General features: G+C 67.8%; 22 protein-coding genes and 6 tRNA genes. 10 read left to right on the top strand and 18 right to left on the bottom strand.

Annotated elements, in window-relative coordinates:
• Positions 1 to 25: 25 nt before the first annotated feature.
• The 8 genes from clpP to ABE434_RS14140 form a co-directional block, all read right to left on the bottom strand.
• The gene (clpP, locus tag ABE434_RS14175) at positions 26 to 652 is read right to left on the bottom strand and encodes an ATP-dependent Clp endopeptidase proteolytic subunit ClpP (protein ID WP_176990734.1); all 627 of its coding nucleotides are present in this window, start codon (positions 650 to 652) and stop codon (positions 26 to 28) included.
• 66 nt (positions 653 to 718) lie between these two features.
• Positions 719 to 2,011, bottom strand: coding sequence for a trigger factor (gene tig, locus ABE434_RS14170; RefSeq protein WP_346479278.1), 1,293 nt, complete (start codon positions 2,009 to 2,011; stop codon positions 719 to 721).
• A gap of 233 nt (positions 2,012 to 2,244) precedes the next feature.
• Positions 2,245 to 2,329 (bottom strand) — tRNA-Leu (locus ABE434_RS14165).
• A 99-nt stretch (positions 2,330 to 2,428) separates the two neighbouring features.
• Positions 2,429 to 2,504, bottom strand: a tRNA-Lys gene (locus ABE434_RS14160).
• Positions 2,505 to 2,665: 161 nt separating this feature from the next.
• Positions 2,666 to 2,741 (bottom strand) — tRNA-Lys (locus ABE434_RS14155).
• 80 nt (positions 2,742 to 2,821) lie between these two features.
• Positions 2,822 to 2,898 (bottom strand) — tRNA-His (locus tag ABE434_RS14150).
• A 36-nt stretch (positions 2,899 to 2,934) separates the two neighbouring features.
• Positions 2,935 to 3,011, bottom strand: a tRNA-Arg gene (locus ABE434_RS14145).
• Positions 3,012 to 3,056: 45 nt separating this feature from the next.
• Positions 3,057 to 3,133 (bottom strand) — tRNA-Pro (locus ABE434_RS14140).
• A 178-nt stretch (positions 3,134 to 3,311) separates the two neighbouring features.
• Between ABE434_RS14140 and ABE434_RS14135 the strand changes: the two genes are divergently transcribed.
• On the top strand, positions 3,312 to 4,070 hold the full coding sequence (locus ABE434_RS14135; protein WP_346479277.1) for a Bax inhibitor-1/YccA family protein: 759 nt from the start codon (positions 3,312 to 3,314) through the stop codon (positions 4,068 to 4,070).
• Between the two features lie 143 nt (positions 4,071 to 4,213).
• Here the strand turns inward: ABE434_RS14135 and ABE434_RS14130 are convergent, their stop codons facing one another.
• From ABE434_RS14130 to grxC, 3 genes are all read right to left on the bottom strand, one after another.
• Positions 4,214 to 5,221, bottom strand: coding sequence for an isocitrate dehydrogenase (locus tag ABE434_RS14130; protein ID WP_176990731.1), 1,008 nt, complete (start codon positions 5,219 to 5,221; stop codon positions 4,214 to 4,216).
• A 407-nt stretch (positions 5,222 to 5,628) separates the two neighbouring features.
• The gene (locus tag ABE434_RS14125) at positions 5,629 to 6,021 is read right to left on the bottom strand and encodes a carboxymuconolactone decarboxylase family protein (protein ID WP_019185812.1); all 393 of its coding nucleotides are present in this window, start codon (positions 6,019 to 6,021) and stop codon (positions 5,629 to 5,631) included.
• Positions 6,018 to 6,317: a glutaredoxin 3 gene (gene grxC / locus ABE434_RS14120; protein ID WP_019185813.1), complete on the bottom strand. Its 300-nt coding sequence runs from the start codon at positions 6,315 to 6,317 to the stop codon at positions 6,018 to 6,020. Before grxC ends, ABE434_RS14125 begins: the two co-directional genes overlap by 4 nt.
• 142 nt (positions 6,318 to 6,459) lie before the next feature.
• Here grxC and ABE434_RS14115 point away from each other — a divergent pair, with 142 nt between their 5' ends.
• The 8 genes from ABE434_RS14115 to lpxH all read left to right on the top strand — a co-directional run bounded on the left by ABE434_RS14115 (position 6,460) and on the right by lpxH (position 16,769).
• Positions 6,460 to 8,100 carry a M48 family metalloprotease gene (locus tag ABE434_RS14115; protein WP_346479276.1) on the top strand — a complete coding sequence of 547 codons (1,641 nt, stop codon included), beginning with the start codon at positions 6,460 to 6,462 and terminating at the stop codon, positions 8,098 to 8,100.
• 87 nt (positions 8,101 to 8,187) lie between these two features.
• Positions 8,188 to 8,877, top strand: a complete 690-nt coding sequence (phoB, locus tag ABE434_RS14110; protein ID WP_123728486.1) for a phosphate regulon transcriptional regulator PhoB — start codon at positions 8,188 to 8,190, stop codon at positions 8,875 to 8,877.
• A gap of 98 nt (positions 8,878 to 8,975) precedes the next feature.
• A complete protein-coding gene (gene phoR, locus ABE434_RS14105; protein ID WP_346479275.1) occupies positions 8,976 to 10,316 on the top strand; it encodes a phosphate regulon sensor histidine kinase PhoR in 1,341 nt (446 codons plus the stop codon).
• A complete protein-coding gene (gene ppk1, locus ABE434_RS14100) occupies positions 10,313 to 12,394 on the top strand; it encodes a polyphosphate kinase 1 (RefSeq protein WP_176990728.1) in 2,082 nt (693 codons plus the stop codon). The genes phoR and ppk1 overlap by 4 nt, the downstream gene beginning before the upstream one ends.
• 217 nt (positions 12,395 to 12,611) lie before the next feature.
• Positions 12,612 to 14,138 carry an exopolyphosphatase gene (ppx, locus tag ABE434_RS14095; RefSeq protein WP_179460880.1) on the top strand — a complete coding sequence of 509 codons (1,527 nt, stop codon included), beginning with the start codon at positions 12,612 to 12,614 and terminating at the stop codon, positions 14,136 to 14,138.
• Positions 14,139 to 14,285: 147 nt separating this feature from the next.
• Positions 14,286 to 15,425 carry a glycosyltransferase family 1 protein gene (locus tag ABE434_RS14090; protein ID WP_176990726.1) on the top strand — a complete coding sequence of 380 codons (1,140 nt, stop codon included), beginning with the start codon at positions 14,286 to 14,288 and terminating at the stop codon, positions 15,423 to 15,425.
• Entirely contained in the window at positions 15,406 to 15,939 is a 534-nt protein-coding gene (locus tag ABE434_RS14085; RefSeq protein ID WP_176990725.1) for a phosphatase PAP2 family protein, read from the top strand. Before ABE434_RS14090 ends, ABE434_RS14085 begins: the two co-directional genes overlap by 20 nt.
• A gap of 86 nt (positions 15,940 to 16,025) precedes the next feature.
• Positions 16,026 to 16,769 (top strand): UDP-2,3-diacylglucosamine diphosphatase, encoded by a 744-nt coding sequence (lpxH, locus tag ABE434_RS14080; RefSeq protein ID WP_176990724.1) that lies wholly within the window; start codon positions 16,026 to 16,028, stop codon positions 16,767 to 16,769.
• A gap of 39 nt (positions 16,770 to 16,808) precedes the next feature.
• On the opposite strand, the gene ABE434_RS14075 is transcribed toward lpxH, so the two are convergent.
• Positions 16,809 to 18,065: a zinc-dependent metalloprotease gene (locus ABE434_RS14075; RefSeq protein WP_346479274.1), complete on the bottom strand. Its 1,257-nt coding sequence runs from the start codon at positions 18,063 to 18,065 to the stop codon at positions 16,809 to 16,811.
• 244 nt (positions 18,066 to 18,309) lie between these two features.
• Here ABE434_RS14075 and ABE434_RS14070 point away from each other — a divergent pair, with 244 nt between their 5' ends.
• A complete protein-coding gene (locus tag ABE434_RS14070) occupies positions 18,310 to 19,791 on the top strand; it encodes a DUF2235 domain-containing protein (protein ID WP_346479273.1) in 1,482 nt (493 codons plus the stop codon).
• On the opposite strand, the gene ABE434_RS14065 is transcribed toward ABE434_RS14070, so the two are convergent.
• From ABE434_RS14065 to ABE434_RS14040, 6 genes are all read right to left on the bottom strand, one after another.
• A complete protein-coding gene (locus ABE434_RS14065) occupies positions 19,764 to 20,624 on the bottom strand; it encodes a ferritin-like domain-containing protein (RefSeq protein WP_176990721.1) in 861 nt (286 codons plus the stop codon). The genes ABE434_RS14070 and ABE434_RS14065 overlap by 28 nt on opposite strands.
• A 9-nt stretch (positions 20,625 to 20,633) precedes the next feature.
• Positions 20,634 to 22,100: an amidophosphoribosyltransferase gene (gene purF, locus ABE434_RS14060; protein WP_019185825.1), complete on the bottom strand. Its 1,467-nt coding sequence runs from the start codon at positions 22,098 to 22,100 to the stop codon at positions 20,634 to 20,636.
• 29 nt (positions 22,101 to 22,129) lie between these two features.
• Positions 22,130 to 22,909 carry a CvpA family protein gene (locus tag ABE434_RS14055; RefSeq protein WP_346479272.1) on the bottom strand — a complete coding sequence of 260 codons (780 nt, stop codon included), beginning with the start codon at positions 22,907 to 22,909 and terminating at the stop codon, positions 22,130 to 22,132.
• A 55-nt stretch (positions 22,910 to 22,964) separates the two neighbouring features.
• Positions 22,965 to 23,993: an SPOR domain-containing protein gene (locus ABE434_RS14050; RefSeq protein WP_346479271.1), complete on the bottom strand. Its 1,029-nt coding sequence runs from the start codon at positions 23,991 to 23,993 to the stop codon at positions 22,965 to 22,967.
• Positions 23,994 to 24,091: 98 nt separating this feature from the next.
• Entirely contained in the window at positions 24,092 to 25,369 is a 1,278-nt protein-coding gene (gene folC / locus ABE434_RS14045) for a bifunctional tetrahydrofolate synthase/dihydrofolate synthase (protein ID WP_346479270.1), read from the bottom strand.
• Between the two features lie 51 nt (positions 25,370 to 25,420).
• On the bottom strand, positions 25,421 to 26,065 hold the full coding sequence (locus ABE434_RS14040; protein ID WP_176990717.1) for a histidine phosphatase family protein: 645 nt from the start codon (positions 26,063 to 26,065) through the stop codon (positions 25,421 to 25,423).
• Positions 26,066 to 26,510: the final 445 nt, after the last annotated feature.

The following is a 26,510-nucleotide window of genomic DNA, read 5'->3' as shown; positions in this document are numbered from 1 at the left end:
GCCGGTTTCCCGGCCTGGTGCAACCTTACGCCGGCTGGATCGACTCTTCCGGACGACGCTCCAGGACCTGGTCGACCAGGCCGTAGGCCACCGCATCGGCCGCGCTCTTGAAGTTGTCGCGCTCGGTATCCCGGGCGATGGTCTCCAGCGACTGGCCGGTGTGCTTGGCCAGCACTTCGTTCAGGCGCGAACGCAGGGTCAGGATTTCCCGGGCATGGATGTCGATGTCCGAGGCCTGGCCCTGGTAGCCGCCCAGCGGCTGGTGGATCATCACGCGCGAATTCGGCAGCGCATAGCGCTTGCCGGCCGCGCCCGATGCCAGCAGCAGCGCGCCCATCGAGGCCGCCTGGCCGACGCAGATGGTGCTCACGTCCGGCTTGATGTACTGCATGGTGTCGTAGATCGCCATGCCGGCGGTGACCACGCCACCGGGCGAGTTGATGTAGATGCTGATGTCCTTTTCCGGGTTGTCCGCTTCCAGGAACAGCAGCTGCGCCACCACCACGTTGGCCATGTGATCGTCGATCGGGCCCACGAGGAAGATCAGACGCTCTTTCAACAGGCGCGAATAGATGTCATAGGCGCGCTCGCCGCGGCTGGTCTGTTCGACCACCATCGGAACCATGTTCAGGGCTGTGGTTCGGTTGTCCATTAGTGAGGCACCTATTTTGGGGGGAACGACCCCGCGCCGGGGCGCGGGGCGTAAAACGCGGGCCGCTTACTGGCGGATCGCGTCCTGGAACGACAGCTTCTCTTCGGTGTGCTGGGCGCGCTCGGCGATCCAATCGATCACCTGCTCTTCCATCACGCGATTCTGCAGCCCAGTCATCAGCTGGGGGTCATTGCGGTACATCTCAATGACCTGCTCCGGCTCTTCGTAGGTCGAGGCGATCAGGCGCATGGTTTCATTCAGGCGCTTCGGGTCCAGGCGCAGGTCGTTCTTGCGGGCCACTTCACCGACCAGCAGGCCGACCAGCACGCGCTTGGCGGCGGCGTCCTTGAAGCCTTCATGGGCGTCGGCCGGGACGTCGCCCGGGTTGCGGCCGCTGCGGCGGATCTGCTCGATCTGCTGGGCCAGCATGGCGCGGGCTTCGTTCTCGACCAGGCGCGGCGGCATTTCCACCGAGGCGTAGGCGGCGATCAGCTGCTCACCGACTTCGCGGCGCAGGCGGTTCATCAGGGCACCCTTGAGCTCACGCTCCAGGTTGGCGCGGATGTCCTTGCGGAACTGCTCCACGTCGCCGCCCTTCACGCCGAAGCTCTTGATGAACTCGGCATCGACGTCCGGCAGCACCGGCGCGGACACGTCCACCGCCTTGACGGTGACCTTGACCTGCTTGCCCGCCAGCGCGGGAACGCGCCAATCGGCCGGGAACTCGACGTCCAGGGTCTTTTCTTCACCGGCGGCCAGACCGACCAGACCCTGCTCGATCTGCTCGAACATCATGCCCTGGCCCACGATCACGCTGCCCTTTTCGGTGCCTTCGGCCGGCAGGCGCTCATCGCCGGCCTGCGACCAGGTTTCCAGGGCGACCAGATCGCCGTCCTGGGCGCCACGGGTGACCGGGCTCCAGCTGCGGCGCTGCTCGCGCAGGTTGGTGATCATCTGGTCGATGTCGGCGTCGTTGATCTCGGCGGTGTGGCGGACCACGGTCAGCTTGCTGACGTCCACGTCGCCGAAGTCCGGCACCAGCTCGACGGTGGCCACGAAGGACAACTCGCCCTCGCCCTTGTCGATGCGCGGGGTACCGGCGATGCGCAGTTCGTGCTCGCGCAGGGCGGCATCGAAGGTTTCACGCAGCAGGCCGTCGACGGCTTCGCTGCGGACCTGCTGGCCGAAACGCTGCTCGATCACCTTGGCCGGCACCTTGCCCGGGCGGAAGCCCTTGATGCGCGTGGTGCGGGCGATCTCGCCCAGACGGCCGCTGATGTGCGTCTGCAGACGGTCTTCCGGCAGCGAGAAGGTCAGGCGGCGTTCCAGATTGCCAGTGGATTCGATCGAAGCTTGCATGTTGACTCCTGCCACCGGCGGCATGGGCCCCGGCACGATGTGATGGATGAAACGGGTTTTGGACGCGGGGTCGTGGACGCGCATGCCCGCCGCAGCCCTGTAGTTTCGCCGATAAACGCCAGCGCCGCCAGCGCGGGCCGAGAACGTCCGGGGCCACCACGGGCCCAGCATGTGGCCGTCTCCCCGATCCGGGACGTGCCCATGGTCATGGTGCCGGCGAAAACGCCCTGCACTGGTGCGAAAGGGGGGACTCGAACCCCCACGCCTTGCGGCACTGGAACCTAAATCCAGGGCGTCTACCAATTCCGCCACTTTCGCGAGTTTTTCCACTCAGGCGCGCATTGTTGCAGGCCCGGGCCGAAAGCAGAAGCGCCGGGCAAGAAAAAAGCCGCCTGGCGGACCAGGCGGCTTCTGTCTTGGTGGGCTGTCAAGGATTCGAACCTTGGACCTATTGATTAAGAGTCAACTGCTCTACCAACTGAGCTAACAGCCCGAAAATCGGGAGGCGAATTATGCAGGGTTTCCTGCACGCGACGCAAGCGTTTTGTTTGAATGGAGGGCGAATGGCGTCTGAAGACCCACAGCGACCAGCCTGGTCAACACGATGTCTCGAACAAGAAAAAAGCCACCGGGCGGACCCGATGGCTTCTGTCTTGGTGGGCTGTCAAGGATTCGAACCTTGGACCTATTGATTAAGAGTCAACTGCTCTACCAACTGAGCTAACAGCCCTGAAAACTCAGGCGCACATTGTAGCGTGTGTGCTGCCTTTTGCAACCCTGATTCACTTTCGGTGAACCAGTTTGAATCAGTGGGGTGGCTGAGGGGACTCGAACCCCCGACCACCGGAATCACAATCCGGAACTCTAACCAACTGAGCTACAGCCACCACTGAAAACCTTTGTCTCCTACCGCTTGCACCGGATGGTGCGCCCGACAGGAATCGAACCTGTAACCGCCGGCTTAGAAGGCCGGTGCTCTATCCAGTTGAGCTACGGGCGCTCGGTCCGGATTGCCGCACTCCAATCCCGATTTGAGCAGCGGGCTTGGTCGGGGTAGAGGGATTCGAACCCCCGACATCCTGCTCCCAAAGCAGGCGCGCTACCAGACTGCGCTATACCCCGGCGGTTTGTTTCCCTCCGGGGTTCCCCCCGAAAGAGCCGCCTATTGTGGGAATCGGTGTGGCATCTGTCAACGGTTTTCACACATCAATTCACATCCCGTCATCGCCGATGGCGGCTTGGGCTATGCTCGGGTCAGCGGCCGGATGGCCGAACCCCTACCCCTTCAAGGAGATTGGCAATGCGCAGCGGCAATCCCGCACTTTCCGAGTCGACCTTCCTCGACCTGGCCAGCGGCTCGGTCGTGGCCCGCCCCGACCAGGCGATGACCATCAACGGCACCGTCAACAAGACCGGCCTGCTGTTGTTGCTCACCGTGCTGACGGCCGCCTTCGCGTGGAGCCAGTCGGTCGATGCGGACGGCCTGCCCACCTCCAGCGCCATGCTGTACACGCTGGTCGGTGCGATCGGCGGCCTGGTGCTGGCCCTGGTGACGGTGTTCAAGAAGGAATGGTCGCCGGTCACCGCGCCGATGTACGCGCTGGTGGAAGGCCTGTTCCTCGGCGCGATCTCGGCGATGTTCAATGCCAAGTTCCCCGGCATCGTGATGCAGGCGGTGATGCTGACCTTCGGCACCCTGTTCGTGATGCTGGCGGTCTACCGCAGCGGCCTGATCAAGGTCACCGAGAACTTCAAGCTGGGCGTGGTGGCAGCGACCGGCGGCATCGCGCTGCTGTACCTGGCCTCGTTCGTGCTGAGCTTCTTCAACATCAACGTGCCGATGATCCACGAAGGTGGCTGGCTGGGCATCGCCTTCAGCCTGTTCGTGGTGGTGGTGGCGGCCTTGAACCTGGTACTGGATTTCGACTTCATCGAAACCGGTGCCGAGGCGCGCGCGCCGAAGTTCATGGAGTGGTACGGCGCGTTCGGCCTGATGGTTACGCTGGTGTGGCTGTACGTGGAATTCCTGCGCCTGCTGTCCAAGATCCAGCAGCGCTGATCCACGCACCCGCAGTGACATGACGAAGGCGCCGCAAGGCGCCTTTTTCATGCCTCCGCCGCCTGTCGCGACACACACAACAGGCAACAAAAAAGCGGGACGCCGAAGCGCCCCGCTTTCTGGACAACCAACCACCCGCGCGCTTACAGGCGGCTGGCGATGGCCTGGGCGAAGCCCATGGTGTTGCCGGTGCCGCCCAGGTCGCCGGTCAGCGAATCCTTGGCTTCCAGCGTGGCCACGATGGCCTTGCGCAGGCGCTCGGCGTTCTCGACCTGGCCGACATGATCCAGCATCTGCGCGGCGGCCAGCAGCAGCGCGCACGGATTGGCCTTGCCCTGGCCGGCGATGTCCGGTGCGGTGCCGTGCACGGCTTCGAAGATCGCCGCGTTCTCACCGATGTTGGCACCCGGGGCCAGGCCCAGGCCGCCGACCAGACCGGCGCACAGGTCGGAGATGATGTCGCCGAACAGGTTGGTGGTCACGATGATGTCGAACTGTTCCGGACGCATCACCAGCTGCATGCAGCAGTTGTCGACGATCATTTCCTGGAACTCGATCTCCGGGTACTTCGCCGCCACTTCGCGGGCCACGGCCAGGAACAGGCCCGAGGTCGACTTGATGATGTTGGCCTTGTGCACGGCGGTGACCTTCTTGCGGCCGGTGCTGCGGGCCAGCTCGAAGGCGTAGCGCACGATGCGCTCGGAGCCCTTGCGGGTGATGCGGGTGCCGGAGAAGGCGGTCTCGCCATCGGCCGAGACTTCCTGGCCTTCGGCGAGGTACGCGCCTTCGGTGTTCTCACGGACAGTGATCAGGTCCACGCCGTCGCCGAAACGCGACTTGGTGTTCGGGAACGAGACGGCCGGACGCACGTTGGCGTACAGGTCGAAGTGGCGACGCAGGCTGACGTTGATCGAGGTGAAGCCACCACCGACCGGCGTGGTCAGCGGGCTCTTCAGCGCGATCTTGTTGCGTGCGATCGACTCCAGCGTGGAGGCCGGCATCAGATCGCCGTGCTTTTCCAGCGCGACCAGGCCCGCGTCGGCGTCTTCGTATTCAAAGCCGGTGTCCAGCTTGCCGAGCACGAACAGGGTAGCGTCCATGATCTCCGGGCCGATGCCGTCACCGCGGATGACCGTGATTTTCTGCGTCATTGATGTGTATTCCGAACCGAGGGGGGAGCGCCGTCCGTGAGGTGCGCGAAGCGCGGGCGCAAGGGAAGTTTCATCGGCAATTATGCCTTACCCGCCCAATGGACCCCAAATGGGCCATTGGTCCAAGGCGGGTAAGGCAGAATTGCCCGCGCATGCCTCCTCTACCCCGCGCCGTTGGCGCGCCCCCTTCAACAGAAGGGGGCTCTTCTCCAGACACGGCATCGGTCGTGCCGGCCGCTGGCTGGCAACCAGGGCAGCTGAACGATGGGTAGCCACCGACCGTTGGTCGGTGGGAACGGGCTGGCGAACATGAACGGCGCACTGCTGGGGCGCCGACATCGCTGGGGCGCCCAAGCAGCCGACCAACGTTCGGCTTCTACCGGGGTGGGGCCATCACGGCCCCGACCTCAATGCTCGTGAACGGCCGGCGCTTCGGCGCCGCCTTCGAGCTGGTCCAGGAAATCCACGGCGCGGCGCAGGTGCGGGATCACGATCGAGCCGCCGACCACCAGGCCCACGGAGAAGGTCTCGAAGAACTCCTCGCGGGTCACGCCGGCGTCCTTGCACTGGGCCACGTGGTAGCTGATGCAGTCATCGCAGCGCAGCACCATCGAGGCGACCAGGCCCAGCAGCTCCTTGGTCTTCACGTCCAGCGCGCCGGCCTGGTAGGTCTGGGTGTCGAGCGCGAAGAAGCGGCGCACGACCTGGTTGGGTTCGCCCAGGATGCGCTGGTTCATGCGCTGGCGGAACTCGGTGAATTCGGCGATGCGGTCCTTGCTGCCGTCGTCGGCCGCACTCATGCCGGGTCCTGCCCGGCCAGCAACGGCTCCAGCTTGCCGGCGCGGTGCAGGGCCATCATGTCGTCGTAGCCGCCCACATGGACCTCGCCGACGAAGATCTGCGGGACGCTGGTGCGGCGGGTCTTGGCCATCATCTTCTCGCGCTCGACCGGGTCCAGGTCGATCCGGACCTCGGTCCAGTCGCGGCCCTTGCTCTTCAGGAAGTTCTTGGCGGCCACGCAGTACGGGCACACCGCGGTCGAGTAGATGGTGATGGCGGGTGCACCACCGGGGGTGGAAACAGCATCTTGGCTCACGGGAAACTCCACAGCGGAACGTTGGTCTGTATATGGTAGCGGTCCGCTGGATTTTCCACGTCACCGTCGCAACACTGTGGTTTAACTGCAGGTTGCCGTCGCTCTGTCACGCTGTCGCCCGCCTTCCCCCCAGGAGCTTCGTTTGCGCCCCTTGCTGCTCTCTGCCGCGTTGACCCTGGCCCTGGCCGTGCCGCTGGCCGGGGCGCAGGAAAACAAGCTGCCGGACATCGGCTCCTCGGCCGGCGAGCTGCTGACCCCGGCCCGGCAGGCCGAGTACGGCGGGATGATGCTGCGCGAACTGCGCAACTACGGCTATCTGCTCGACGATCCCCTGGTCGATGACTGGCTGCAGACCATGGGCGCCCGGCTGGGCTCCAACAGCGCCCAGCCGCGCCAGTCCTACACCTTCTTCATGCTCAAGGACCGGCAGATCAACGCCTTCGCGACCCTGGGCGGCTATATCGGCGTGAACGCAGGCCTGGTGCTGACCGCCGAACGCGAAGACGAGGTGGCCGCGGTGCTGTCCCACGAAATCGCCCACGTCACCCAGCAGCACGTGCTGCGCGGGGTCGAGCGGGCCCAGCGCGACCAGATCCCGATCCTGCTGGGCATGCTCGCCGCGATCGTGGCCGCGCAGCAGGCCGGCGGCAATTCCTCCGGCGACGCCACCATGGCCGCGATCACCTCCGGCATGGGGCTGATGCAGCAGCGCCAGATCAACTACACCCGGTCCAACGAATCCGAGGCCGACCGCCTGGGCATCCGCACCCTGGCCCGCAGCGGCTACGACGTGGATGCCATGGCCGGCTTCTTCGAGCGGATGTCGGCCTCGATGCGCGGCAACCAGGGCGGCTACAGCGTCCCCGACTTCCTGCAGACCCACCCGGTCACGACCACCCGCATCAGCGAGGCCAAGGCCCGCGCCGAGCAGATGAAGAAGGACACGGTGCTGCTCACCACGGAAGTGCCCGGCGGGGTCCGCCAGGAGCGGGTCAACCCGGCCGATCCGGCGCTGTCGGACCCGCTGGTGCGGCGGAGCAACCCGTTGCTGCCCGCCTCCATGCAGATTTCGGTCAATTCCCTCAGCCGCGGCAGCACCGGCCAGTTCGAATGGGCGCGCGAGCGCCTGCGCGTGCTCAGTGCCGACACGCCTGGCGATGTGATCCGTGAGTACGAGAGCCTGCAGCGCGCGCAGAAAAACGGGCTGACCGAGCCCCAGCGCTACGGCCTGGCCCTGGGCCGGCTGCGCAACAGCGCGGCCGCCCAGGCCAGCCGCGACCTGGGCGAGCTGCTGCGCGACCACCCGGACAATGTCTGGGTGGCGCTGGCGCTGGGTGAGGCGGAGTCGCGCAGCGGCCAGCCGGCGCAGGCCAACGCCCGGTTCGAAACCCTGATGCGCCAGCACCCGGGCAGCCGGCCGGTGGCGCTGACCTATGCGGCCATCCTCAATGAACAGGGCGGACGCGAGGCCGGCCAGCGCGCGCAGGCGATGCTGCGCCCGATGCTGTCGCAAAGCGGCAATGATCCGGTCTTCCAGCAGCGGTTCGCCCGCGCCAGCGAGCTGGCCGGCGACACCACCCGGGCCAGCGAGGCCTACGCCGAGGCCGCCTTCCTGAGCGGCCGCCCGGAACAGGCCCTGATCCAGCTGCAGGCGCTGAAGCGGCAGCCGAACCTGGATTATGTCGGCCGCGCCCGTGTGGACGCCCGGATCGAGAGCATTACTCCGACCGTGCTGGAGATGCGCCGCCAGGGCATCGACGACCCGGAGCTGGACCGCCGCTGAGGGCCGTCCGGCACCCCGTCACAAACCTGTCATGAAACCGTAGTCTACTGGGCTCAATCCCGATCTGATGAGTAATACGGTGGGCATGTGCAGAAACGCATCCTGATCGTCGATGACGAACCCGCGATCCGCGAAATGGTCGCCTTTGCCCTGCGCAAGGGCGATTACGACCCGATCCATGCCGGCGACGCCCGCGAGGCGCAGACCGCGATCGCCGATCGCGTCCCGGACCTGATCCTGCTGGACTGGATGCTCCCGGGCACCAGCGGCCTGGACCTGGCCCGGCGCTGGCGCAAAGAAGCCCTCACCCGCGAGGTGCCGATCATCATGCTGACCGCGCGCGGCGAAGAGAACGACCGCGTCGGTGGCCTGGAGGCCGGTGTCGACGACTACGTGGTCAAGCCGTTCTCGGCGCGCGAACTGCTGGCCCGCATCCGTGCGGTGATGCGCCGTGCCCGCGACGATGACGAAGACGGCAGCGTGGCCGTCGGTACGATCCGCATCGATGGCGCCGCTCACCGCGTCTTCGCCGGCGACCAGCCGGTCCCGATCGGTCCGACCGAATACCGCCTGCTGCACTTCTTCATGACCCATCCCGAGCGTGTCTACACCCGTGCCCAGCTGCTGGACCACGTGTGGGGCGGCAGCGTGTACGTGGAGGAGCGCACCATCGACGTGCACATCCGCCGCCTGCGCAAGACGCTGGAGCCGTTCGCCGCGGAGAACATGGTGCAGACCGTGCGTGGCGCCGGCTACCGGTTCTCCACCTCGACCTGAGTCTCGCCGGGCCGGAACCGGGCGCGCATGCCCGGTTCCGGCCACTCCTGCTATAACCTTGGATCGATTCCGAGGCCCGCACTTTCTGCGAGACCGCAATGCCCCGCCACATCCGTTCTGCCTGGTTGAAAACGCTGGCCACCCTCGCCGCCCTGCTGCTCGCGGCCGGCTTGCTGGGCCTGGCGGTCGGACATGTCTGGATGTGCATCGCACTGGCCTCGATCGGTGCGCTCGCCTGGCATTACTGGCGGTTGCGCCGGGTGCTGCGCGGGCTCACCGCGCGCCATCGCTGGGACATGGGTGACGGCACCGGTGTGTGGAACGAACTGGACCGCCTGCTCTACCGCAACCAGTGGGAAATGCGCACGCGCAAACGGCGCCTGCTGGACATGCTGCGCAGTTATCGCGCCGCCGCCGCGGCCCTGCCCGACGCGGTGGTGGTGGTCGACCGCAACAGCCAGCGCGTGCAGTGGTTCAACGAATCGGCCACCTCGCTGCTCGGCCTGCACCATCCGGGCGATCTCGGTGAAGCGCTGGTCGAACGCCTGCAGCCGATGCCGCTGGCGCACTGGCTGGCCGGTGGCCGCAACGCCGAACCGATCCTGGATGTGCCCTCGCCGGTCGACCCGGCGATCCGCCTCAACCTGCGCCTGATTCCCTACTCGCCCGACTACTGGCTGCTGATCGCACGCGACGTCAGCAAGCTGCTGCGGCTGGAACAGGTGCGCCGCGACTTCGTCGCCAACGTTTCGCATGAACTGCGCACGCCGCTGACCGTGGTGCACGGTTACCTGGACATGATGGATCCGGAGGACTTCCCCGGCACCGGCCCGATGCTGGAGGAGATGCGCAAGCAATCCCAGCGCATGGCGCAGCTGGTCGAAGACCTGCTCACCCTGTCGCGGCTCGAATCGCAGGAACACACCGAAGCCGAAGCCGTGGCGATGACCCCGATGCTGGCCACGCTGCGCCGCGAAGCCGAAGCGCACAGCCAGGGCCGCCACCAGATCAGCATCATCGACACCGCCGGCGTGGACCTGCAGGGCTCCAACAAGGAACTGCACAGCGCCTTCTCCAACCTGGTCACCAACGCGGTGCGCTATACGCCCGCCGGGGGCCGCGTGGAAGTCGAGTTCGCGCGCGAAGGCGATGGCGTGGTGCTGTCGGTGCGCGACACCGGCTACGGCATCCCGGCCAACCATCTGCCGCGCCTGACCGAACGCTTCTACCGCGTCTCCAGCAGCCGCTCGCGCGAGAGCGGCGGCACCGGGCTGGGGCTGTCGATCGTCAAGCACATCCTCGGCCTGCACCATGCCCGCCTGGAGATCCAGAGCGAGGTGGGTAAAGGCAGCACGTTCTCCTGCCATTTCGATGCCGACCAGGTGCGTGCGCGCGCCGAGGCCGTCTCCCTTCCTTCTTCTGAAGACTTTTCCGCATGAGCACTCCTGTTCCCGTCGCCGTGCCTGTGGACGGCGATCCGCTGCGCGATCCCGCGCTGTACATCAACCGTGAACTGTCCCAGCTGGATTTCAATTTCCGCGTGCTGGCCCAGGCCATGGACCCGCAGGTGCCGCTGCTGGAGCGCCTGCGCTTCATGTGCATTTCCTGCACCAACCTGGATGAGTTCTTCGAAATCCGCGCGGCCGCGGTGCGCCATGCGCAGGAGTTCGGCCTGCCGCCCGCACCGGATGGCATGACGCCGCAGGCGATCCTCAACGCGATCCACGACCGCGCCGCGCAGCTGGTCGACCAGCAGTACCGCTGCTGGAACGAGACCCTGCGCCCGGCGCTGCACGAGGCCGGCATCGACGTGCTCGGCCGGCACTCCTGGAACCACCGCCAGAAGCGTTGGCTGCGTGCGTACTTCCGCAACGAGATCATGCCGGTGCTGTCGCCGCTTGGCCTGGATCCGTCGCATCCGTTCCCGAAGATCCTCAACAAGTCGCTGAACATCGTGGTGGTGCTCAAGGGCACCGACGCGTTCGGTCGCGCCGGGCATCTGGCGATCGTGCGGGCGCCGCGGTCGCTGCCGCGCATCATCCAGCTGCCGGAGAAACTCGGCGGCCCGCAGACCTTCGTGTTCCTGTCCTCGGTGCTGTCGACCTTCGTCGATGAGATGTTCCCGGGCATGGAAGTCCAGGGCGCGTACCAGTTCCGCGTGACCCGCAATTCCGAGCTGGTGGTGGACGAGGAAGAAGTCGAAAACCTGGCCCTGGCGCTGCGCGACGAACTGGTCGACCGCGGCTACCGCCCGGCGGTCCGGCTGGAGATCGCACAGGACTGCCCGCGCGACATCGTGCGCACCCTGCTGCAGAACTTCGGCCTGACCGAGAACGCGGTCTATCGCATCGATGGCCCGGTCAACCTCAACCGCGTGATCCAGCTGTACGACGTGATCCAGCGGCCGGAACTGAAGTATCCCTCGCTGAGCCCGCGTGTCCTGCGCGACAGCGATGGCATCTTCGAGATCGTCGCGCGCCGGGACGTGCTGCTGCACCATCCCTTCGATGCGTTCACCGCCGTGCTGGATGTGATCAAGCAGGCCGCGGTCGACCCGAACGTGCTGGCGATCAAGCAGACCCTGTACCGCACCGGCAAGGATTCGCTGATCGTCGATGCGCTGATCCAGGCCGCACGCAATGGCAAGGACGTCACCGTCGTCGTCGAGCTGCGCGCGCGCTTCGATGAGGAAGCCAACCTCGGCCTGGCCGACCGCCTGCAGGAAGCCGGTGTGCAGGTCGTCTACGGCGTGGTCGGGTTCAAGACCCACGCCAAGATGCTGCTGATCGTGCGCCGCGAAGGCCGCAAGCTGCGCCGTTACGTGCATCTGGGCACCGGCAATTATCACAGTGGTACCGCACGGGCCTACACCGACCTGAGCCTGATCACCGCCGATCCGGACATCGGCAACGATGTGCACCTGCTGTTCCAGCAGCTCTCCGGCCTGGCCCCGCGGATGAAGCTCAAGCGCCTGCTGCAGTCGCCCTTCACCCTGCACCCGGGCCTGCTGCAGCGGATCGAACGCGAAACCCGCCTGGCCGCCAGTGGCCGTCCGGGGCGGATCATCGCCAAGATGAACGCGCTCAACGAACCGCAGATGATCCGCGCCCTGTATGCGGCCTCGCAGGCCGGCGTGCAGATCGACCTGATCGTGCGCGGCGCGTGCACGCTGCGACCGGGCGTCCCCGGCGTGTCGGACACCATCCGGGTGCGCTCGATCGTCGGCCGCTTCCTGGAGCACAGCCGGGTCTACTGGTTCGGCAACGACGGCGCCTCGGAGCTGTTCTGCGCCAGCGCGGACTGGCTGGAGCGCAACCTGCTGCGCCGGGTCGAGACCTGTTTCCCGATCCTGGACCCGGAGCTGGCGCGCAAGGTCTACCGCGACGTGCTGCAGAACTACCTGGACGACAACCTCAACGCCTGGGAACTGCAGGCCGACGGCAGCTACATCAAGTGCACGCCGGGCCATGACGAGCCGCCGCATGCGGCACAGATGGCCCTGCTGCAGGGCCTGTAGGTACCGACCGTTGGTCGGTACGCGTTGATTGCCCTGGTCGGTACGCGTTGATTGCCCTGGCCGGTACGTTTTTGCGTGCCGACCAACGGTCGGCACCTACCGGTTCTGCCGTTTGCCGGGCAGCCGCCTGCCCCTTCGATGCGACCGGTCGTCGCAGCCGGCCCATGTGAAGGGCGCGCGGTGACTTCGCGACCCACCCTTCGGCTAACATTCGCAAATGCCGCATACCTCCACGACTCCGCCCGCTTTGCAGGATGGCGACCTGCTCGCCGCCATCGACCTGGGATCCAACAGTTTCCACATGGTCATCGCGCGATACACCCTCGGGCAGTTGCGGGTGGTCGACCGCCTGCGCGAGACCGTGCGCATGGCCGATGGCCTGGATGGCAAAGGCGGCCTGTCCGCCGAAGCCCGCCAGCGCGCGCTGGAATGCCTGGCCCGGTTCGGCCAGCGCATCCGCGCGATCCCCTCGGTGCGGGTGCGCGCCCTGGCCACCAATACGGTCCGCCAGCTGCGCTCGCCGCAGGCCTTCCTGATGCCGGCCGAAACCGCGCTCGGACATGCGATCGAAGTGGTCAGCGGCCGCGAAGAGGCGCGCCTGATCTACCTGGGCGTGGCCCATGCGCAGCCGCCCAAGCCGGACCAGCGTCGGCTGGTGATCGACATCGGCGGCGGCTCAACCGAATTCATCATCGGCCAGGGCATGCAGACCCTGGAGCGCGAAAGCCTGCAGGCCGGCTGCATCGCCAGCACGCGCCGCTTCTTCCCCGGCGGCAAGCTGAGCAAGAAGCGCTGGAAGGATGCGCTGACCGAAATCGGCGCGGAGTTCCAGCAGTTCGCCAACAAATACCGCGCCCTGGGCTGGCACGAAGCGCTGGGCTCGTCGGGCACGCACAAGGCGATCAGTGAAATCTGCGCCACCATGAAGCTGAGCAAGGGCGCGATCACCGCCGAAGCCCTGCCACAGCTGCGCGATGAACTGCTCAAGGCCAAGCGCATCGAGGACATCGACCTGCCCGGCCTGTCCGCCGATCGCCGCCCGATCATCGCCGGCGGCATCCTGGTGCTCGAAGCGGCCTTCCAGGCGCTGGGGCTGCAGAAGCTGCTGGTCAGCAAGGCGGCCATGCGCGAAGGCATCCTGTACGACATCCTCGGCCGCGCCAGCGAGAACGACCTGCGCGACGAGTCGGTCGCCGCGCTGACCCAGCGCTACGGCATTGATACGGTCCAGGCCGACCGCGTGGAAAACACCGCGATGAACCTGCTCGCCCAGGTCGAGGAAAGCTGGCAGCTGGACCCGGACGATGCGCGCATGCTCGGTTGGTCCGCGCGCCTGCACGAGCTCGGCCTGATGATCGCGCACAGCGGGTATCACGTGCACGGCAGCTACGTACTGGAGAACTCGGACATCGCCGGGTTCTCGCGGCAGGAACAGCAGCTGCTCGCCGCACTGGTGCGCAGCCATCGCCGCAATATCTCCAAGTCCGCCTTCGACGCGCTGCCCGAGCGCCTGCTGCAGCCGGCACGGCGCATGACCGCGCTGCTGCGCCTGGCGGTCCTGCTCAACCGTGCGCACGAAGACACGCCGATGCCCGCGCTGGAACTGACCGCGGATGACGCTCGGCTGTCGCTGATCCTGCCGCAGGCGTACATCGATGCGCGCCCGCTGCTGCGCGCGGATCTGATCGGCGAAACCGAGGGCATGGCGGGGCTCGGCGTACAGTTCCGCCCCTTCGTCGCCTGACCGCCTGACCGCCTGACCGCGTGACTGACACGGCCCTGCGGGGCCGTGAGGCTGCCGGCCAGGGAGCGGCGTCATGCCGGCGTCATACGGCGGTCATGTCGGCTACATCGCCCGGCCCCAGCATGCATGGCATACCGGAGGCCCGCCATGCGCTATGCCATCGTCACCGAAACCTATCCCCCTGAAGTCAACGGCGTTGCGTTGACCGTGCAGGGCCTGGAACTGGGGTTGCGCGCCGCCGGCCACCAGGTCGATCTGGTCCGCCCGCGGCAGTCATCGGATGTCGATGCGGCCGAGGGCACCGTCCTGGTCACCGGTGCCAACCTGCCGCGCTATCCCGGCCTGCGCTTCGGCCTGCCCGCGCCGTCCCGCCTGACCCGCCAATGGCAGCAGCAGCGCCCGGATGCGATCTACATCGCGACCGAAGGCCCGCTGGGCTGGTCGGCCCTGCGCACCGCACGCCGGTTGGGAATTCCGGTCGCCACCGGCTTCCATACCCGCTTCGACGAATACCTCCCCGACTACGGCGTGGCCTGGCTGCAGGCCGCCGCGCTGCGCTGGATGCGGCGCTTCCACAACCAGGCCGATGCGACCCTGGTGCCAACCCAGGAACTCCAGCAGTTCCTCGGCGAACAGGGTTTCGACCGGGTCCGCCTGCTGGCACGCGCGGTGGACAGCAGCCAGTTCGAGCCCGAGCGCCGCGACCCGGCCCTGCGCGAGGAATGGGGCATCGATGGCAACGGCTTCGCCGCGATCTACGTCGGCCGCATCGCGCCGGAGAAGAACCTCGGGCTGGCGGTCAAAGCGTTCCGCCGGCTGCAGCAGGTGCGGCCCAAGGCGCGCTTCGTGTTCGTCGGCGATGGCCCGGCGCGGGCCAAGCTTGCCCACGACAACCCGGACTTCATTTTCTGCGGCGTGCAGCGCGGCGATGCGCTGGCGCGCCACTTCGCCAGCGGCGATCTGTTCCTGTTCCCCAGCCGCAGCGAGACCTTCGGCAACGTCACCCTGGAAGCGATGGCCAGCGGCGTGGCCACGGTCGCCTTCGACTACGGCGCCGCCCGCGAGTACCTGCGCACCGATGACAACGGCATCGCCGTGAACGACGACACCGAATTCGTGACCGCCGCCGTGCAGCTGGCCGGCGATGACGCCCTGCGCCACCGGCTCGGCCGCAACGCCGCCACCGCGATGAAGCGGCTGCATCCACAGCAGGTGGTGGCCGAGTTCGATGCCCTGCTCGCCGAACTGGCCCAGGCCCGGAGGCCGCATGCCGACCACGCCGCTTGATGCCCTGCGCGGGCACGAAACGCGCTGGTGCCGACGCGCCAACCACTACTGCCGGCGCCGCCGTGTCCGGCATGCCTTTGCGGTGATCAGCCGCCTGGGCGATGGCGTGTTCTGGTACGCACTGATGGCCGGGCTGGTGCTGCTGGACGGCTTCGATGGTCTGCGCGCCTCGCTGCACATGGCCGCCACCGGCCTGATGGCCCTGCTGCTGTACAAGGGGCTCAAGCGCTGGACGCGACGCCCGCGGCCGTTCGCCGCAGATCTGCGCATCCGTGCCTGGGTGGCGCCGCTGGACGAGTTCAGCTTCCCGTCCGGGCACACCCTGCATGCGGTGTCCTTCACGATCGTGGCGCTCGCCTACTACCCGTGGCTGGCACCGCTGCTGGTGCCGTTCACCGCGCTGATCGGGCTGTCGCGGGTGGTGCTGGGCCTGCACTATCCCAGCGATGTGCTGGCCGCGACCGGGATCGCCGCGTTGCTTGCCGCCGCCAGCCTCCAGTGGCTGCCGTTGTAGCGGCTGTCGCCGCGCCCCCTTGAATCACGCGGGCTCTTCACCCTGCAGCGATGCCTCGTCCCGTGATCCCGTTTTACAATGTGGGCATGACCACGCTGTTCATCTCCGATCTGCACCTGGACCCGAGTCGTCCAGCCATCACCGACCTGTTCCTGGCCTTCCTGCGCGATGAAGCGATGCAGGCCGATGCCCTGTACATCCTGGGCGATCTGTTCGAAGCCTGGATCGGCGATGACACGCCCTCCCCGGCCGCCGATGCGGTGGCGATCGCGCTGCATGCCGTGGCCGATGCCGGCGTGCCGGTGTATTTCATCCGCGGCAACCGCGATTTCCTGGTCGGCGAGGACTATGCGCGGCGCGCGGGGTTCACGATCCTGCCCGACCCGAGCGTGATCGATCTGTATGGCCGTCCGGTGCTGCTGCAGCACGGCGACCTGCTGTGCACGGACGATGTCGCCTACCAGCAGTTCCGCGCGCAGACCCGCGACCCGGTGTTCCAGGCGCAGTTCCTGTCGCAGCCGCTGGCCGCGCGCATCGCGTTCGCACAGAAGGCGCGCGACGCCAGCCAGGCGCGGCAGTCGGAAATGAAGCAGGGCGACCGCGCCCAGTTCGAAACCGTCACCGACGTTGCCCCCGCGGAAGTCGATGCCACCTTCGGCCGCTATGGCGTGGACACGATGATCCACGGCCACACCCATCGCCCGGCCATCCATCCACTGCAGGCCGGCGGCCGCGACTGCACCCGCATCGTGCTGGGCGACTGGTACGAGCAGGGCTCGGTACTGCGCGTCACGCCGGAAGGCTGGACGCTGGACGCGCTGGCCGGCTGATACCCGCGACGGCCTACGGCCGCCGCGGGGAGGCGCAGATCAGCGGAACGCGGCCACCGCCGCCTTGGTGTTGACCAGGACGCGCTGGTTGTCGGCGCTGCTGGCAATGCCCGTCGGGATCCCGTTGTACGTGATGTTCGGGTTGGACCAGTAGTTCAGGCGCGGGCAGCTGCGGGTGCAGTTGTAGGCCATGATCGTGCGCCAGCCGGTGCCGGTCGCCGGCTCGTAGCGGTACCCGTGGCCGTAGGCATACGGCGACGTGCTGGAGTCGGTGGCGATGTCATGCCGTGCGCTCTGCAGATGGCCGATCTCGTGCGCGAAGGAGTAGTAGCCGGTGGCGCAGTCCCAATGCACCGCCGCGAACGCGGTGGCCGCGGTGGAGCCGATGCCCGAGGCCAGCCCGCACGAGCTGGCGTTGTTGATCACCAGCACGGCGACATCGGCGCGGGTGGTGTTGCGGCTGGCGTGGATGCTGTCCATCACGCCATCGCTGGTGTTGCGGAAGCGCGCCAGATCGGTGGAGAAACTGCTGGACTCGGCATAGCTGGTGGTCTCGTACCCGGCCAGCTGCAGGGTGATGCCGACATTGCTGTTGCTGTAGCCCTGGTTGGACTCCGCGACGGCCAGCTGCACCAGCGACTGCATGTTGCCGCCGTAGGCCGCGACCGCACCGTTGGTGGCCACCACCAGCACACGGATGGTGGCCGGGGTGCCTGAGGAAGCCGCGGCGATACCGGCCCGGTCGCTGGCCGGCATCGCGATGGTGGGCAGGCTGTTGTAGTCGGCCGGATGGTCGGCCGGCATGCGCGCCTCATCCACTTCCACCAGCACATGCCGCCCATCACTGACCGGACGCAGCCGGTACAGCTGGCCGTCCCTGCGGATCGAGCCGGTCACCGTGTCGCCGTTGCGCACCAGGATCACCGCGTTCATCGGATCCGGGGCGCCGGCCTTGAGCAGCCGTGCGCCGGCGCGCGTGCCGATCTGGCCGTACCAGATGCTGCCGCCGTCGGCGAGCGTCTCCACCCGGCTCTGCAGGGCCTGCACCGGCTGCCCCAGCAGTTCGAACTCCAGTTGCTTCTGCGCCGACGCCACCGCCGCCGCATCCACGCGCACCTCCTGCACCGCGCTGGTCGACGGCGCGCCCATCAGCGCCTGCAGGGCGGGTTGCTGGGCAGTGCCGGCCCGGGTCAGCACCGTGACCGGCTCGAACAACGGGGCGGCGGCGGCGCCACCGGCGCCCAACAGACACAACGCGATCACACCTGCGGCCTTGCTCATCGAACTGGACATCATGTCGCCTCTCTTTGAGTGAAAAACGGAGTGGAGTCGGTTTGCTGCAATCCGCCGGGCGAGCCGGCCTGCCCATCTGGCGCGACGCGGTCGTGTGAATTCAATAGCAATTGCAGATGGGATTCCGGAACTGTGATCGACCGCATCTTGGTTCAGGGAGGTCAGCACGGCCCACCGGTGCTGTCGCGGCGTGTGGATTCCGCGCTACCTTAGCCAGGCATCCTCGGGGAACAGGGACGACATCGCGGTGGCACCTACCCAACCCGCAACCGCGACCACGGTGTCGCTGCATATCGGCCTGTTCTTCGACGGCACCCGCAACAACGCCGACAACCTGCAGCGCGCGTCGCGCCCGGCCGGCGCCACCACGCCCGCACCGCGGCCGCCCGCCGTGATCGCCGATGATGCATCGCCCTACCAGAGCCGGTTGACCAGCAGCTACAGCAATGGCCTGACCAACATCGCGCGGCTGCAGGCGCTGTACCCCGATCACCGGCAGATGCCGCCGGTGGGCGACACGCTGGCGCTGTCGCTCTACATCGAAGGGGTGGGCACGCGCACCGGTGAGGAAGACGACCTCATGGGGCTGGCATTCGGGATCGGCCGCACGGGCGTGCGCGCCAAACGCCGCCAGGCGCTGGAGCAGCTGCTGCCCGGGGCGCTGCGCGAGCTCGCCCGCGCCCAGCCCGGGCGCACGCTGGGCAGCGTGCGGGTGGATCTGTTCGGCTACTCGCGCGGCGCGGCCAGCGCGCGCGATGCGGTGAACGTGCTCAACGCGCCGGCGGCCGCCGCATGGCTGCGCGAACAGCTGGTGCGGTCGGGCTGGGCGCTGGCACCGGCATTTCCCGGCACCGCCCGCCCGGTGCGCTTCGTGGGGCTGCTCGATACGGTGGTGGCGATCGGCCGCCAGCATCGCGATGAGATGCCCGCGGTCGCGCTTCCCGCAGGGTGCGCGGACAAGGTCGTGCAGCTGGTGGCGCGCGACGAACACCGTGAGCACTTCGCGCTCACCAGCGTCGCACCCGAACATGAAGAGATCGCGCTGCCGGGCGTGCACGCCAACATCGGCGGTGGCTACGACCAGCGCATCGAAGGCCCCAAGCTGCTCAGCCGTCCGCAGGGGCAGCTGCTGCGTGGCAACGGATTGGCGCCCGGCGCGGTGCCGCCGCTGGACCTGCTGCGCGCGACCACGGTGTACCGCAACGCACAGGCCACGTGCCGTCGCTGGCAGCGTGCACTCGGCCTGGGCGATGACGCGATCTGGGTGGACGTGTGGCATCAGTGGCAGCCGCAACGCCGCGTCGAGAGCCGCAGCGTCCTGCCACAGCCCACCCTGCGTGCGTATGCGGCGGTGGTACTGCGCCGCGAGATCGATGCGCGCTACCAGTTCATCGCGCTGCGGCTGCTGCACCAGCGTGCCGCGGCCGCCGGCGTGGCGTGGACAACCTCTCCGGACGCATTGCCTGCCTTGGCGCTGCCGGCGGAACTGCAGCCCATCGCCGCCCGGCTGCTGGCCGGCACGCCGCTCGATCCCGCGCAGGAACGCCTGCTGCGCCAGCGCTACCTGATGCAGTCGGCGCATTGGAACTTCGATGCGCTGGGCGACACCGCCCTGCTCTATGCCGCCGATGCGGGCACCCGGGAACTGCCTTATCGGCCGGGTCCCGGGTTGTTCTACATCAACCGGCCGACCGCAAGCGGTCAGCGCGTGGTGCTGGCCAACACCTGACCGCGCAGTTCGGTCTGTTCGATCATCTCGGCGAGTTCTTCCTCGTCGAAGCCGGCCAGCAGGCGCGCTTCCAGGTTGAACGGGCCATACAGGAAGCCGCCGGCGTACTCCTTCAGCAGCGCCATGAAGCGCGGGCGCGGCTCGACCCCTTCGCGCGTGCAGTACCAGCGGTACCAGCGCGAGCCGGCGGCGACGTGCGCCACTTCTTCGCGCAGGATGATCTCCAGCACATCGGCGGTGGCGTGGTCGCCCCCGGCGCGCAGTTTCACGATCATGCCCGGTGTGACATCCAGCCCGCGCGCTTCGAGCACGCGCGGCACCAGCGCCATGCGGGCCAGTCCGTCGTGCGCCGTCTTCTCGCACATTTCCCAGAGGCCGTTGTGCGCGTCGAAATCGCCGTAGGCGTAGCCGTTGGCCTGCAGCCGATCGTGCAGCAGCATGAAGTGGCGCGATTCGTCATCGGCCACGCTGACCCAGTCGGCGTGGAAGGACGTCGGCAGGCCACGGAAGCGGTAGACCGCATCCCAGGCCAGGTCGATCGCGTTGAGTTCGATATGCGCGATGGCGTGCACGAACGCCGCACGCCCTTCCACGCTGCCCAGGCCACGCCGCGGCAGATCGCGCGGGTGGACCAGGATCGGCTTGGCGGGGCGCCCCGGCATCCGGATCGGGTCCGGTGCCGGCGCATCGGCCGGTGCCTTGAGGCGACCGGCGCGGAACTGCACGGCGTAGTGCTGGGTCAACGCAACCTTGCGCAGCGGATCCGGCTCGGCCAGGCAGTGCTGCGCGGCCTGCAGCAGATCGCCGGCCGCGGTATCCAACACATCACTCATGCCCTGCCCTCAGGCGCGACGCTTGTGCTTGGCATCGTCCGAACGCAGCTGCTGGATGCGCTCGAAATAGCCCGGCTCGATGCCGGTCGGATAGACGCCGTTGAAGCACGAGGAATCGAACGATTTCAGCTCCGGATTGCCTTCGCTCACCGCCGCTTCCATGTCCTCGATGTCCTGGTAGATCAGCCAGTCGCAGCCCAGGTGCTTCTCGATTTCCTCGATGCTGCGGTTGTGCGCGACCAGTTCTTCGGCGGCCGGCATGTCGATGCCGTAGATGTTCGGGTAGCGCACCGGCGGCGCCGCGCTGGCCAGGTAGACCTTGCGGGCACCGGCGTCGCGCGCCATCTGCACGATCTGCTGGCTGGTGGTGCCACGCACGATCGAGTCGTCCACCAGCAGCACCACGCGGTTGCGGAACTCCAGGTGGATCGGATTGAGCTTGCGGCGCACCGACTTCACCCGCTCGCCTTGGCCCGGCATGATGAAGGTGCGGCCGATGTAGCGGTTCTTGATGAAGCCTTCGCGGTACTTCACTCCGAGCGTGTTGGAAATCTCCAGCGCGGCATCGCGCGAGGTATCCGGGATCGGGATGATGGTGTCGATGTCGTGGTCCGGGCGCAGGCGCAGGATCTTCTCGCCGAGCTTGATGCCCATGCGCATGCGCGCCTTGTGCACCGAGACGTTGTCGATCATCGAGTCCGGGCGCGCGAAGTACACGTACTCGAAGATGCACGGGCTGTGCTCGACCGGCTCGGCGCAGACTTCGGAGAACAGCTCGCCGCGCGCGGTGATGACCAGCGCTTCGCCCGGGCGCACGTCGCGCACGCGCTGGAAACCGAGCACGTCGAGTGCGGCCGATTCGGAGGCCACGATGTATTCGTCGCCTTCGGCGTGGGCGCGCTTGCCCAGCACCAGCGGACGGATGCCGTGCGGATCGCGGAAGGCGACCAGGCCCAGGCCCAGCACCACGCTGATCACCGCATAGCCGCCCTTGACGCGACGGTGCACGGCGGCCACGGCGCGGATCGCCGCTTCCGGGGTCAGCTGGCGCTGCGCATCCAGTTCGAAGGCGAACACGTTCAGCAGCACTTCGCTGTCCGAATCGGTGTTGACGTTGCGGCGGTCCTGCTCGAACACCTGCTGGCGCAGGGCTTCGGTATTGATCAGGTTGCCGTTGTGGGCCAGCGCGATGCCGTACGGCGAGTTCACGTAGAACGGCTGCGCCTCGTCCATGCCTTCCGAACCGGCGGTGGGATAGCGCACGTGCGCGATGCCGACGCGGCCTTCCAGCGTGGACATCCGCTTGGCATCGAACACATCGCGTACCAGGCCATTGGCCTTCTGCACGCGCAGGCGGGTGCCGTCGGCGGTGGCGATGCCGGCCGCGTCCTGGCCACGATGCTGGAGGACGGTCAGGCCGTCATACAACTGCCCGGCGACGTTCTGGTTGCCGACGATTCCGACGATGCCACACATGGTGCGAATCTCCGCTGGGCTGCGCCCATTTACTGTGAAGGTGGCCGTGCCTGGCCGGGGGAACCGCTCCGTGCCGGATCGGTGGGATCCGGGCGCACGAGCGCCGGATCGATGTTGTCGGGGGTACCTGGGTGAGACCCACGCGCCGATACGTCGGCGGGGTCTCCCCCCTGCTCTGGCGTCTCGTCCAGCGGTCGCGGCCATCCGCGCCCGGCCAGCAGGCCGTCAAGCACACCATTATCGCCTGTCAGCAGCGGCTTGCCCAACTCCGAGCCGGGAAGTTGCGCCATGTTCACGTCAGGCAGCGCCATCGGCATGCCCTGCAGGTCGGGCAGCTTCGGCATGTCGGGCATCTGCGGCATCCTGGCCTGCATCCAGCCCACGCCGGGGCTGAGCATCGCGCGCAGGTTGGAATCGTGCCAGGCCGCCTCGCGCGGCAACGGCGTATACGAGGCGATCAGCAGCAGCACACAACCGATCAGGCCGCCCCGGGCCAGGCCCAGCACGCCGCCCAGCATCCGATCGGCGCCGTTGAGGCTCGTCGATCGCACGGCCTGCCGGATCACCAGGCCGATGGCCCACACCGCCACCATCACCAGCAGGAACACGCTCAGATAGCCCGCGAAGAGGTGCCCGGTACCGGGCGCCGCCGGCGCCGACCACCAGCCTGCGGCCGCCGTGCCGAACATCAGCGCCGCCCAGCTGCCGAGCAGCCAGGACAGGGTGCTGATGAGGATGCTGACGAAGCCGCGCATCACCCCGAGCAGGGTCGAGATGCCGATCACCGCCAACAGTACGAAATCGATCACGCGCCTCCTCCGGGGAGGAACGTTCGGGCCTCAAGGCACGGGCGCATGGCCGGCATCAGGGATGCGGCCGGACCATGCCGGCGACGCCGACCTTGGCAGCCACCTGGGCCTTGAGGTTCTCCGCATCGCCGCGGTTGGCGACCGGCCCGACGCGGACCCGGTTGAGGGTGCCCTTTTCGGTGCGGACCTGCTCGACGAAGGCGCTGAAGCCGGCGGCACGGACCTTGTCGCGCAGTGCGTTGGCCTCGGCCGCCTGGCCGAAGGCACCCAGCTGCACGGCGAAGCCGACGCTGCTGGCGGCCGGCGCAGCCGGGGCCGCGACCGGTGGCGCGGCAGCGGTTTCGGGCTTGGGTGCCGGGGTCGGCTTGGGCTCGGGCTTCGGCGCGGCCGGCTTCGGTTCCGGCTTCGGGGCAGCCGCGACCGGCTCAGCCGGCAGGGATTCGGTTTTCACGGTGTTGCCGGACGGCGCAGCGGCGGCGCTGGAGGCGGTCGGCGCCGTTGCAGCGGGTGCAGCGGGTGCCGGGGTGGCGGCGACAGCGGTATCGGCGCGCGCATCCAGGGTGATGACTTCGGCCTTGACGTCGTTGCGCACCTTTACCGCCTGCAGGCGGCCGGCTTCGGCCAGCGCGCGGTCGGCATAGGGACCCACGCGGACACGCCAGGCCTGGCGCCCATTGATCGTGGCCGGCTCGCGGAAGCCCGCCAGCTGGGCGCTCTTCAGCGTGGCGATGACGCGGTCGGCATCGGCTTCGCTGGCATAGGCGCCAAAGCTCACGGCGTAATTGCCCGCGGCCACGGCCGGCGAGGTATCGGCCGGCGCCGGATCGGCGGCGGCGGCGCTGTCGGCCAGTGGCTGGGTGGTCGATCCCCCGCTCTGCAGGCCGGTGGCGCCACCGGTCGGTGCGACCAGCGGCAGCTCACGGGTTTCGAACTGGCCATCGGATGGCGCGGCCGGTGCGCTGATCGGCACGTTGGCAACGCCACTGTCAGGCGCGGGACCCTTGACGAGCATGGGCAGGAAAATCACGGCCAACGCCACCAGGACGATGGCACCAATCAGTCGCTGTTTCAGAGGAGTATCCACGTGAAGGCAGGCAGGCGGCGCGGCGGAATGCCACGGGGATTATACGGGTGCGCGCGTGTGCGGCGGCTGATGCGGCTGAACGGCGCTGCAAAGACCCCTCAGGCGCCGGGATCCAGGGTCTGCAGTGCCTCGGCGGCGGTATGGAAGGAGCCGAACACCAGCACCCGATCACCGGCCTTGGCCTGCTGCAGGGCGTGCTGCAGGGCCTCGGCGACGGTGGCGTGGAGCGTGGCGCCGGCCGCTGCCGTGCCGTCCAGGCGGGCCTGCAGTTCCCCCGCGCTCTGCGCACGGGCACCGGCCAGCCCGGCCAGATGCCACTGCTGGACCTGGTCGGCCAGGGCATCGACGACGCCGGCCGCGTCCTTGTCCTGCAGCGCGGCGAACACGGCGAGGGTACTGCCGGTGACGCGGGCGGCCTTGAGTGCGCCCGCCAGTTCGCGGGCGGCCTGCGGGTTGTGGCCGACATCGACCAGGACCTCGACGCCGTCACGATCGAAGGCCTGCAGACGGCCGCGGATACGCGCGGCGGCAACGCCTTCGATGAAGGCAGTGCGCGGCAGCGGACGATCGAGCGCGCGCAGGGCGGCGATCGCGGTGGCGGCATTGGCGCGCTGGATGGGACCGCGCAGTGTCGGGTACGGCAGTTCGAGACGGAAGCCGACATCGCGCCAGCGCCAGCGTTCGCCATCGATGTCGTCGGCGAAGAAGTCGCTGCCACCCCGGATGGCGTTGGCCCCCACCAGATAGGCACGCGCGAGCACACTCGAGGGCGGGTCGATTTCGCCGAGGATGACCGGCTTCCAGCCGCGGATGATGCCGGCCTTCTCGGTGCCGATCGCTTCACGGTCCTCGCCCAGCCAGTCGCTGTGGTCGATGTCCACGGTGGTGATCACCGCGACGTCGCTATCGACGATGTTGACGGCATCCAGGCGGCCGCCGAGGCCGACTTCCAGCACGGCCAGGTCGAGCCCGGCCTGCGCGAACAGGTGCAGCGCGGCCAGCGTGCCGTATTCGAAGTAGGTCAACGTGGTGTCGCCACGGGCATCTTCGATGGCATTGAACGCCGCCATCAGGGCCTCATCGCTGGCATCCTCGCCATCGATGCGCACGCGCTCGTTGTAGCGCAGCAAGTGCGGCGAGGTGTACGCGCCGACCTTCCAGCCGGCGGCACGGGCGATCGCTTCGATGAAGGCGACGGTGGAGCCCTTGCCGTTGGTGCCACCGACCACGATGCTGCGCTCGGCCGGTGCACCCAGCCCCATCGCCTCCGCCACGGTACGCACCCGGTCCAGCCCCATGTCGATGGTGGCGGGGTGCTGCTGCTCGATGTAGCCGAGCCAATCGGAGAGGGTCTGCGGGCGGGCGATGGTGGTCATGGTCGCTGGATCGGAATCGTTGGGGCGGACGGCAGGATGGGACGCAGTGCGTTACAGCGCGCGGTGCTTGGCTTCACCGAAGAACGGGGTGTGGTGGGCGCAGTCGTTGAGGCGGACCACTTCAAGCTGGTCGAGGTCGGGGCCTTCGAGCAGGTTGAGGGTGGTCGGTGCCTGGCGGAAGGTCCACAGGCGCGAGATCGGCAGGCCGAGGATGCGGCACAGGATCACGCGGTTGACGGCGTCATGGGCGACGACCAGCAGGGTGTCATGCTCACCCAGGCCTTCGGCGGCACGCGCCAGGCCACGCCAGCTGCGCTCGAGCACCAGGCGCAGCGATTCGCCGCCGGGCATCAGCACGGTGTCCGGCTCTTCGCGCCAGGCACGCAGGCGGGAGGGATCCTTGTCATGGATTTCGCTGGCGAGCAGGCCTTCCCATTCACCGTGGGCGATTTCCTGCAGGTCCGGTTCGGTCAGCAGCATCGGGGCCCGCTCGGCGCCAAGGGCGAGCTGGGCGGTGAGCTGGGCGCGCACCAGCGGCGAGGCGACGGCGCGGGTGATGTCCACGGACTTCAGCCGTTCGCCCAGCGCCTTGGCCTGGGCTTCGCCGATCGGCGACAACGGGATATCGATCTGGCCTTGGTAGCGGCCTTCGGCATTCCACGGCGTTTCGCCGTGACGGGCAAGCAGGATGCGCATGCGGACAAGGGTTCCTTGGGGGGAGGAGGTTTCGGCGTTTCGTTCACATCCTGTGAAACCACACCGAACGGGGATCATACCCGGTCGCGGCTGTGAAGCTGCGCGGCTCGTTGGTCCTGGTTGTTTGGGTGCCTGCTGACTTGCTGACGGATGGCTCGTAGAGCGTGGCGCCTTATTGGCCCGCACAGGCTGAGGCCGGGCAGCCTCTGGCAGGACGCGCCGTGAACCCATCCCTGGGGGCTCGTACGACGGCATCCATGCCGTCGAACGGTCCTGCCAGAGGCTACCCGGCCTCATCCACCAAGATTTCCGTCGCTGGCGCGGATACAAAGAGCAAGTGCAGTGCCGCTTCGCCTTTCTGTCCGCATGCGGATATGTGTCCAGAGCGCGTCGGGCAGGGCTGGGCGAGACACGCCGTGAACCCATCCATGGGGGCTCGTACGAC

This window comes from Stenotrophomonas sp. TWI1183 (assembly GCF_039673115.1).
GTDB lineage: Bacteria > Pseudomonadota > Gammaproteobacteria > Xanthomonadales > Xanthomonadaceae > Stenotrophomonas > Stenotrophomonas maltophilia_AA.
Note: the sequence above shows the minus strand (reverse complement) of the source record. Positions and strands in the feature narration are given on the sequence as shown.

Coding starts and splice junctions, on each gene's coding strand:
- clpP (WP_176990734.1), bottom strand. CDS start 652: ATGGACAACCGAACCACAGCCCTGAACATGGTTCCGATGGTGGTCGAA.
- tig (WP_346479278.1), bottom strand. CDS start 2,011: ATGCAAGCTTCGATCGAATCCACTGGCAATCTGGAACGCCGCCTGACC.
- ABE434_RS14135 (WP_346479277.1), top strand. CDS start 3,312: ATGCGCAGCGGCAATCCCGCACTTTCCGAGTCGACCTTCCTCGACCTG.
- ABE434_RS14130 (WP_176990731.1), bottom strand. CDS start 5,221: ATGACGCAGAAAATCACGGTCATCCGCGGTGACGGCATCGGCCCGGAG.
- ABE434_RS14125 (WP_019185812.1), bottom strand. CDS start 6,021: ATGAGTGCGGCCGACGACGGCAGCAAGGACCGCATCGCCGAATTCACC.
- phoR (WP_346479275.1), top strand. CDS start 8,976: ATGCCCCGCCACATCCGTTCTGCCTGGTTGAAAACGCTGGCCACCCTC.
- ppk1 (WP_176990728.1), top strand. CDS start 10,313: ATGAGCACTCCTGTTCCCGTCGCCGTGCCTGTGGACGGCGATCCGCTG.
- ppx (WP_179460880.1), top strand. CDS start 12,612: ATGCCGCATACCTCCACGACTCCGCCCGCTTTGCAGGATGGCGACCTG.
- ABE434_RS14090 (WP_176990726.1), top strand. CDS start 14,286: ATGCGCTATGCCATCGTCACCGAAACCTATCCCCCTGAAGTCAACGGC.
- ABE434_RS14085 (WP_176990725.1), top strand. CDS start 15,406: ATGCCGACCACGCCGCTTGATGCCCTGCGCGGGCACGAAACGCGCTGG.
- lpxH (WP_176990724.1), top strand. CDS start 16,026: ATGACCACGCTGTTCATCTCCGATCTGCACCTGGACCCGAGTCGTCCA.
- ABE434_RS14075 (WP_346479274.1), bottom strand. CDS start 18,065: ATGATGTCCAGTTCGATGAGCAAGGCCGCAGGTGTGATCGCGTTGTGT.
- ABE434_RS14065 (WP_176990721.1), bottom strand. CDS start 20,624: ATGAGTGATGTGTTGGATACCGCGGCCGGCGATCTGCTGCAGGCCGCG.
- purF (WP_019185825.1), bottom strand. CDS start 22,100: ATGTGTGGCATCGTCGGAATCGTCGGCAACCAGAACGTCGCCGGGCAG.
- folC (WP_346479270.1), bottom strand. CDS start 25,369: ATGACCACCATCGCCCGCCCGCAGACCCTCTCCGATTGGCTCGGCTAC.
- ABE434_RS14040 (WP_176990717.1), bottom strand. CDS start 26,065: ATGCGCATCCTGCTTGCCCGTCACGGCGAAACGCCGTGGAATGCCGAA.